This window comes from Pantoea sp. ACRSB (assembly GCF_022346905.1).
Lineage (GTDB): Bacteria > Pseudomonadota > Gammaproteobacteria > Enterobacterales > Enterobacteriaceae > Pantoea > Pantoea piersonii.
In genome coordinates, this window is sequence record NZ_JAKRNL010000001.1 from 1,243,464 (window position 1) to 1,250,641 (window position 7,178).

The 7,178-nt window shown below is 54.5% G+C and carries 7 protein-coding genes, 1 tRNA gene and 2 rRNA genes; 5 read left to right on the forward strand and 5 right to left on the reverse strand.

The annotated features are described in order from the left end of the window. Positions 1 to 5 precede the first annotated feature (5 nt). The gene (gene rnhA / locus MHZ89_RS06065; protein ID WP_120451123.1) at positions 6 to 473 is read left to right on the forward strand and encodes a ribonuclease HI; all 468 of its coding nucleotides are present in this window, start codon (positions 6 to 8) and stop codon (positions 471 to 473) included. Here the strand turns inward: rnhA and MHZ89_RS06070 are convergent. Further along, positions 455 to 1,192, reverse strand: coding sequence for a methyltransferase domain-containing protein (locus tag MHZ89_RS06070; RefSeq protein ID WP_311782224.1), 738 nt, complete (start codon positions 1,190 to 1,192; stop codon positions 455 to 457). The two genes, rnhA and MHZ89_RS06070, sit on opposite strands and share 19 nt — an antisense overlap. Positions 1,193 to 1,234: 42 nt before the next feature. Here MHZ89_RS06070 and gloB point away from each other — a divergent pair, with 42 nt between their 5' ends. From gloB to MHZ89_RS06090, 4 genes are all read left to right on the forward strand, one after another. Next, complete coding sequence (gene gloB, locus MHZ89_RS06075; protein WP_311782225.1) at positions 1,235 to 1,990, forward strand: hydroxyacylglutathione hydrolase; 756 nt, start codon at positions 1,235 to 1,237, stop codon at positions 1,988 to 1,990. A 71-nt stretch (positions 1,991 to 2,061) separates the two neighbouring features. Next, positions 2,062 to 3,441: a murein transglycosylase D gene (gene mltD, locus MHZ89_RS06080; protein ID WP_311782226.1), complete on the forward strand. Its 1,380-nt coding sequence runs from the start codon at positions 2,062 to 2,064 to the stop codon at positions 3,439 to 3,441. Between the two features lie 279 nt (positions 3,442 to 3,720). Beyond that, a complete protein-coding gene (locus tag MHZ89_RS06085) occupies positions 3,721 to 5,055 on the forward strand; it encodes an MFS transporter (protein ID WP_311782227.1) in 1,335 nt (444 codons plus the stop codon). Between the two features lies 1 nt (position 5,056). After that, complete coding sequence (locus MHZ89_RS06090; protein WP_311782228.1) at positions 5,057 to 5,755, forward strand: cyclase family protein; 699 nt, start codon at positions 5,057 to 5,059, stop codon at positions 5,753 to 5,755. A 2-nt stretch (positions 5,756 to 5,757) separates the two neighbouring features. On the opposite strand, the gene MHZ89_RS06095 is transcribed toward MHZ89_RS06090, so the two are convergent. The 4 genes from MHZ89_RS06095 to MHZ89_RS06110 form a co-directional block, all read right to left on the reverse strand. After that, on the reverse strand, positions 5,758 to 6,549 hold the full coding sequence (locus tag MHZ89_RS06095) for an endonuclease/exonuclease/phosphatase family protein (RefSeq protein WP_311782229.1): 792 nt from the start codon (positions 6,547 to 6,549) through the stop codon (positions 5,758 to 5,760). A 167-nt stretch (positions 6,550 to 6,716) separates the two neighbouring features. Next, positions 6,717 to 6,793, reverse strand: a tRNA-Asp gene (locus tag MHZ89_RS06100). A gap of 74 nt (positions 6,794 to 6,867) precedes the next feature. Continuing rightward, positions 6,868 to 6,983 (reverse strand): 5S ribosomal RNA (rrf, locus tag MHZ89_RS06105). Between the two features lie 94 nt (positions 6,984 to 7,077). Then, a 23S ribosomal RNA gene (locus MHZ89_RS06110) occupies positions 7,078 to 7,178 on the reverse strand; the annotation flags it as partial.

Sequence of the window (7,178 nt, forward strand, 5' to 3'; positions counted from 1 at the left end):
CAGAGATGCGCAAGAAGGTAGAAATATTCACCGACGGATCCTGCCTTGGCAATCCAGGCCCCGGCGGCTACGGCGCGATTTTGCGCTACGGCCAGCACGAAAAACTGTTCAGCGCCGGTTACCGGCTCACCACCAATAATCGCATGGAGCTGATGGCGGCAATTGTGGCGCTGGAAGCGCTGAAAGAGCCCTGCCACGTGGTATTAAGCACCGACAGCCAGTATGTGCGTCAGGGCATCACCAGCTGGATCCATAACTGGAAAAAGCGCGGATGGAAAACCGCAGAGAAAAAACCGGTGAAAAACGTCGATCTCTGGCAGCGTCTCGACAGCGCGCTCGCCGGACATGAGATTGAGTGGGAATGGGTCAAAGGCCATGCTGGTCATCCAGAGAACGAACGCTGCGACGAGCTGGCGCGCAGCGCGGCGTCGCGTCCGCAGTCAGAGGATATCGGCTATAAGGTCGAATCCTGATCCTTCGCCGCGCGGAACTGCCGCGTGGCGTTAACCGCCGGGCGCAGTTGCGCATTAGAGAGCGCCTTTTTCGCTTTCGTTGGCGTCAGCGGGAAGGTACGTTTGCGCGCCACGACAATATTGAGGCAGCCCAGCGCAGGCAGATGCGCGCTGATGACCTTGCCGCCCTGTCGGTGCCAGGGCACTACCTGAAAGCGGGTGCGGAATACCACCTCATAATTAAGCAGGCTCAGCCAGTCAAGCAGCCGCATCTGACTAAACATACGTCCGCTCCACGGCGCTTTGCGCTGAATGCCGGGCAGCGCTTTACTGACGCCCAGCAGCGAGAAGGGATTAAAGCCGCTAATAATCATCCAGCCGTCGTCAATCAGCACGCGATCCACTTCGCGCAGTACCCGATGCGGATCCTGGCTCCACGCCAGCGTATGCGCCAGCAGACAGGCATCAATAGATTTAGACTCAAAGGGTAGCTGAGTCGGCTGCGCCAGCACCTGCAGCAGTTCGCCTTCGCTGCCGACATTGACCTGGTGTGAAATAGCGCAGTGCTCGGTGTTGATTTCTGCACTAAGGTTGCCAATCTTAAGCATATGAAAGCCATAAAGCTTTCCAAGGTAAGGCTGTAGTTGCTGGGTCAGCGCGTCGCGGAAATAGTCTCCCCATGGCATATCACGCCATGAGTGCGGCGCAGTCAGAATCTGGCGTGTTTTAGCGCGCTTCATGCTTTACCATCTTCCTTTTCTAACGGCCTGCGAGAGGTGATTATGAATCTTACCAGTATTCCTGCGCTACAGGATAACTACATCTGGACGCTGAATGATGACGCGGGCAACTGCCTGATTGTCGATCCTGGCGAAGCGCAACCTGTGCTGGAGAAAGTGTACGCGAACCGCTGGAAACCCGTCGCGATTTTATTGACTCACCATCATCACGATCATGTCGGCGGCGTACAGGCGCTGCTGGAAAAATTTCCCGACCTTGAGGTTTTCGGTCCACAGGAAACCGAAGATAAAGGCGCGACCAGAATCCTGTGTGAGGGCGATACGGTAGAGCTGCTGGGGCTGACGTTCAGCGTCATCCATACCCCTGGTCATACTTTAGGACATATCTCATATTACAGTTCGCCTTATCTTTTTTGTGGAGACACCATGTTTTCCGGCGGATGCGGCCGTCTTTTCGAGGGCACAGCCGAGCAAATGTATGAGTCTTTTCAAAAGCTTGATCAGCTTCCCGGCGATACCCTTGTTTGCTGCGCGCATGAGTACACTTTATCTAATTTGAAGTTTGCTGCGGCTATTCTGCCTCATGACCCGCAAATTATGGCCGAATATCAGAAAATTAAGGACTTACGCGCCAAAAACGGCATTACTTTACCCACAAAACTGGCGCACGAACGGCAAATAAATTTATTTCTTCGAACGCAAGAGCCTGATTTACAAAGAGCATTAAACATAAATTTAACACCCGGGCACATATGGGACACATTCGCCCTTTTACGTGAGAAGAAAGACAAGTTTTGATTTTTCGGGTTGTGTTGTGACAGGGCGTCACGTATAGTTGCTCGTCTTTTAAGCGAACTATTGACACACACATGAAGGCTAAAGCGATATTACTCGCCTCGGTCTTGCTGGTGGGATGTCAGGCATCAAGGAATGACGCCAATATCCCCGAACAGCATGCCCAGAGTCTGTCTTCAGCTGGTCAAGGTGAAAATGGAAAGTACGGTGATCGAATGTTGTCGCCGCGATGGCAGGAAGATGGAACTGGCCTCGCAGAAGATAGCGATCTCTGGAGTTTCATTAGTGACGAGTTGAAGATGGGGATTCCGGAAAACAGCCGGATCCGCGAACAAAAACAAAAGTACTTAAAAAATAAGAGCTATCTCCACGATGTAACATTACGGGCAGAGCCGTACATGTACTGGATAGTCGAGCAGATACATAAACGTAAGATGCCGATGGAACTGGTACTGCTACCCATAGTGGAGAGCGCTTTTGACCCCCATGCAACCTCATCCGCCAATGCCGCCGGCATCTGGCAGATCGTTGCAACAACGGGCAAAAACTATGGTTTGAAACAAAACCAGTGGTACGACGGGCGCCGCGATGTAGTGGCCTCGACCAAGGTTGCGCTGGATATGATGCAACGTCTGAACAAGATGTTCGACGGCGACTGGTTACTGACCGTCGCGGCTTATAACAGCGGTGAAGGACGTGTGCTGAAGGCGATAAAACAGAATAAGGCGCGTGGAAAGCCCACCGATTTCTGGAGTTTATCCCTGCCGCGTGAGACCACGGTCTACGTACCTAAAATGCTGGCCTTAAGCGATCTGCTTAAGAACAACAAGCGCTACGGCATTAAACTGCCGACGCCTGACGAAAGCCGCGCGCTGGCGCGCGTCGAAGTCGGTCAGCAGATGCAGTTGACCCAGGCTGCCGAAATGGCGGGTATGTCGCTCAGTAAGCTCAAGAGCTTCAATACCGGCTATAAAAAAGGCGCTACCGCGCCAAACGGACCGCAGTACATTTTAGTGCCTAAGTCCCATGTGGCGCAGCTGCGTAACTCGCTCGCATCCGGCGACATCGCAGCGGTACAGCCGACTCAGCTGGCGAAAAACAGCGCGTCAGGCAGCAGTTATAAAGTACGTAGCGGCGATACGCTTTCTGGTATCGCAGGCAAACTGGGCGTCAGCGTAGCTACGCTGAAGCAGCAGAACAATTTGCAGGGCGCCAGCATTCGTCCCGGTCAGACGCTGACCGTCGGCGGCAGCGGCACTAGCCTGGCTGATAATAGCAACAGCATCACCTATCGCGTGCGTAAAGGTGATTCTCTTGCCAGTATTGCAAGGCGCCACGGCGTCGATATCAAAGATGTGATGCGCTGGAATACGGTCCTGAGCAGCACGAAAGATATCCAGCCCGGCGACAGGCTAACGCTCTTCGTAAATAATAGCGCATCGCCCGATACCTGATGCGTCGAAAAGGCCAACATTTGTTGGCCTTTTTTCATTTCTGTCCCCTTTCCCTCTCCATTCCTGCGCCTTACCTTTTGAAGGTTAACCACTTAAAACGCGTGACGGCGATCAATTATTAACCACAAAATACTTGTATGGCAGTGGATGTCGGGCCATGTTAACAACCCTGTTTTCGTGTAGCCAGATTGTTACTTCTGGCGTGGTTGCGCGAGATATAACCGATGCCGCACTGCGGCATTCACTTTCGCCCCAGGGCCAATACTACAGGGTAAGGTTATGAGCGATAGCCTGGATCAGGAGTTAAAAGCCTCACAAACGCAGTCCGGCGAGGATAATCACACCGGGAACGCGCCGGTCAAACGCGGTTGGCTACCACGCGCCCATCCGCTTTCGTGGTGGATGCTGGTGATCACCACGCTGGCGATACTGATGAACTCGATTGACCGTATTATTTTGCCTACGCTGCTGCCCGCCATAATGAAAGACTTCAATATCAGCGAGGTGCAGGCCGGCTGGATCAACTCACTCAGCTTTATCGGCACGCTGACCGGCGCGGTGCTGTTCGGCCTGCTGTCCGATTATATCGGTACCGGCTATCGCCGTTGCTATAGCTGGTGTCTGGCGGTGCTGGTAGAGATCGTTTCCGGAGTCGCGACCGCCTTTTGTAAGACGCTGGGTGCCTTTCAGCTGCTGCGCGTGTTTATGGGAATGGGCACCGGCGGCTCTGAACCCATCAACGTCGCGCTGCTCGGTGAGTGGTGGCAGAAAGAGAACCGCGGATTCGCCATTGGCGTTCACCATACCGGCTTTCCGCTGGGGCAGTTTATCGGGCCAGTTTTGATCGCCGCTATTCTGACTTTCGGCGACTGGCGCCACGCTTTTCTGTTTATCCCGCTTATTGGACTGGGCATCGTAGTTATGCAGCTGCTGCTCGGCACCAAAAAGAATCATGGCAAAGTGTTCCGCTGGATCGATGAAAATCGCCTTACGCGGCCCATTGAGCCACGTCCTCAGTCATCCGGTTTAGCGTCCTCTTTCAGCTGTCTGAAAAACCGTAACTGCCAGATGGCGATAGCGTTGGTATTTGGTTTTACCTGGGCGGAGATGGGTATCGCTAACTTTCTTACGCTACAGCTGACGCGCGAGGTGGGGCTGGATCTCTCCACGGCGGCGATTATTTCTGGCGCATCAGGACTTACCGGCTGGGCGGGCCAGATCCTCTGGGGCAGCTTTTCTGACATACGCGGACGCAAATCGTCGCTGGGTTTCATTATCGCCGGCTGGATTGTCGCCTGCGCGCTTTGCACTTTTATTCATTCAGCCGCGCTCGCCTGGGCGATCCTGATTTTCTGGGGACTGTTTCGCAACTCGCCCTACCCGGTTGCCTATGCGCTGCTGATTGACTCTGCGCCCCATGCCGCCGCCTCCAGTATGGGCCTGATGATCGGCCTCGCCGTAGGTATCGCTGGTATTCTGGTGGCGCCGGTAAGTGGCTGGATCATCCATAGCTGGGGCTTTGGCGTCCACTACGCAGTCATTGTTGCGGTGCTGCTGCTCTCCTGCCTGCCGCTGCTGCTTATCAAAGAAACGGTAAAAATTAAGCGAGGATAAGATGACTCCACTCTGGATAGCGTTACGTAACAGTAAGGTGATTGAGCTAAACCATCTCTATCAACCGTTGATGCCGGTATGGCCGACGCATCCTAAATTTATGCTCGGTGAAAATGAAAGCTACGCAGGTGGAGATGGCAACTATAACTGTCAGCTGCTGATGGGCGATCACTGCGGCACGCACGTTGACTCCCCTTCTCATTTTATTCCGCAAGGAAAGACTATCGAGCAGGTAGATGTACGTCAGCTGATGGGCCGCGGCGTGCTGATTAACGTACGAAACGTCGAGGCCGGCTCCACTTTTGGTACAGAGGAGATTAACCGCTGGGAGCGAGAGAATGGCGCTATTGTCCAGGACGATATCGTTATTTTTCATACGGGCTGGGATGAGAAATGGGCGCGACGTCCCGAACATACAGCCTTCTTAACCGGCTGGCCGGGACTCTCTGCCGCCGGTGCGGAGATGCTGCTCGCCAGAGGCGTCAGCGTATTTGGTACGGATGCGCTGTCGATCGATGCTTTCGGCAGCGAAGAGAATCCGGTTCATCAGCGGGTGTTAGGCAGCGATAAGGTGATTATTGAAAATCTGGCGAATCTTTCCCTTTTACCGCCTACTTTTACTTTTATCGCGCTGCCGCTGCGCATTGAGCGAGGTTCCGCTTCGCCGGTTCGCCGCGCTATCGCTCTGCTGGAGCATTAACCTCAGCGAGCCGCGTTAAACTCTACCAGTAAGGGATTATGGTCCGATGCGCGCGTCACCAGCACCGATGCCTTACTGACGCTCATATCGCGATAGAAAACAAAGTCCAGGGGACGGCCAAATGCCTTACGTCGATGATCGTCAGTGAACCGTACCTCTTTTAGCGCCATTTCGCGTGCGAACCGGTAAAGCGCATGGATGCGCTGACGGCTCCAGGCGTTAAAATCGCCCGCCATGATAACTGGCCCTTTATGGTGCAGGATCTGCTCGCCTATCGGCCCCAGCTGTTTGCTGTAGACATCAATCCCCAGGCTGAAATTGACCGCATGAATATTGACGACCATCAGCATTTCGCCGGTCGGTAATGGGTAGGCGGTGACCAGCGCTGATTTAGCCAGACGCAGTAGCGGCTCGCGTTCACGCAGCGGACAGCAGTAGACCGGATGAGCGGACGCCAGCGTCATCACGCCAGAGGGATGCTGCGGCAGCACGAAGGCGGGAACCTGATCGGCGGCAAGGTAGTTGCTGGTCGCGAACTGTACCAGCTCCGGCGTAGTTTGCGCCTCTTGCAGCAATACAAGGTGCGCGTCTTTGCCGAATCCCTGTAATACAGACATCCAGTCTGCGCGCTGCTGCTTGAAGATATTCCAGACCAGCACTTTCAGATGAGCATCAGGCGAAAGCGGCGCACCGGGAGGCAGCGCCTGGCCGAGATGTAGCATGGCACCCGGCGGAAAGATCTGCTCGACCGGCTGACCCGCGACATATCGCATTGCATAAGTTTTTTTTCGCACGTTATCGCCCAATTTCTTCCGTACCCGTTGCATCTGTCTGTTATAGGGATTTTAGTCCGACGTTTCAATCGGTGTGCGTAATTGTCGGAATCATCGCGTGCGAATGCGGATTTTTTTAAGGCAAAAGAAAAAGCCCTGACTTTTCAGTCAGGGCTTATCTGTATAGGTGGCGGTGCGGACGGAACTCGAACCCGCGACCCCCGGCGTGACAGGCCGGTATTCTAACCGACTGAACTACCGCACCACCGAATACTGCTGCTACCAGCGGGGTCTCGCTGATAACCGGTGTCACCCTTTCGGGCAGATACCAATCTGGATGCCTGGCAGTTCCCTACTCTCGCATGGGGAGACCCCACACTACCATCGGCGCTACGGCGTTTCACTTCTGAGTTCGGCATGGGGTCAGGTGGGACCGCCGCGCTAAGGCCGCCAGGCAAATTCTGTCTCCGCGCCGCCTCGCCGGGCCGCGCAGAGTTTATCCGTCACAAGCTGAAAATCTCGCGTCTCACAAAACGCCTCTGGCGTTGTAAGGTTAAGCCTCACGGGTCATTAGTACCGGTTAGCTCAACGCATCGCTGCGCTTACACACCCGGCCTATCAACGTCGTCGTCTTCAACGTCCCTTCGTCC

Excerpts from the sequence above, each read along its gene's own strand:
- rnhA (WP_120451123.1), top strand. The coding sequence starts at position 6 with ATGCGCAAGAAGGTAGAAATATTCACCGACGGATCCTGCCTTGGCAAT.
- MHZ89_RS06070 (WP_311782224.1), bottom strand. The coding sequence starts at position 1,192 with ATGAAGCGCGCTAAAACACGCCAGATTCTGACTGCGCCGCACTCATGG.
- gloB (WP_311782225.1), top strand. The coding sequence starts at position 1,235 with ATGAATCTTACCAGTATTCCTGCGCTACAGGATAACTACATCTGGACG.
- mltD (WP_311782226.1), top strand. The coding sequence starts at position 2,062 with ATGAAGGCTAAAGCGATATTACTCGCCTCGGTCTTGCTGGTGGGATGT.
- MHZ89_RS06085 (WP_311782227.1), top strand. The coding sequence starts at position 3,721 with ATGAGCGATAGCCTGGATCAGGAGTTAAAAGCCTCACAAACGCAGTCC.
- MHZ89_RS06090 (WP_311782228.1), top strand. The coding sequence starts at position 5,057 with ATGACTCCACTCTGGATAGCGTTACGTAACAGTAAGGTGATTGAGCTA.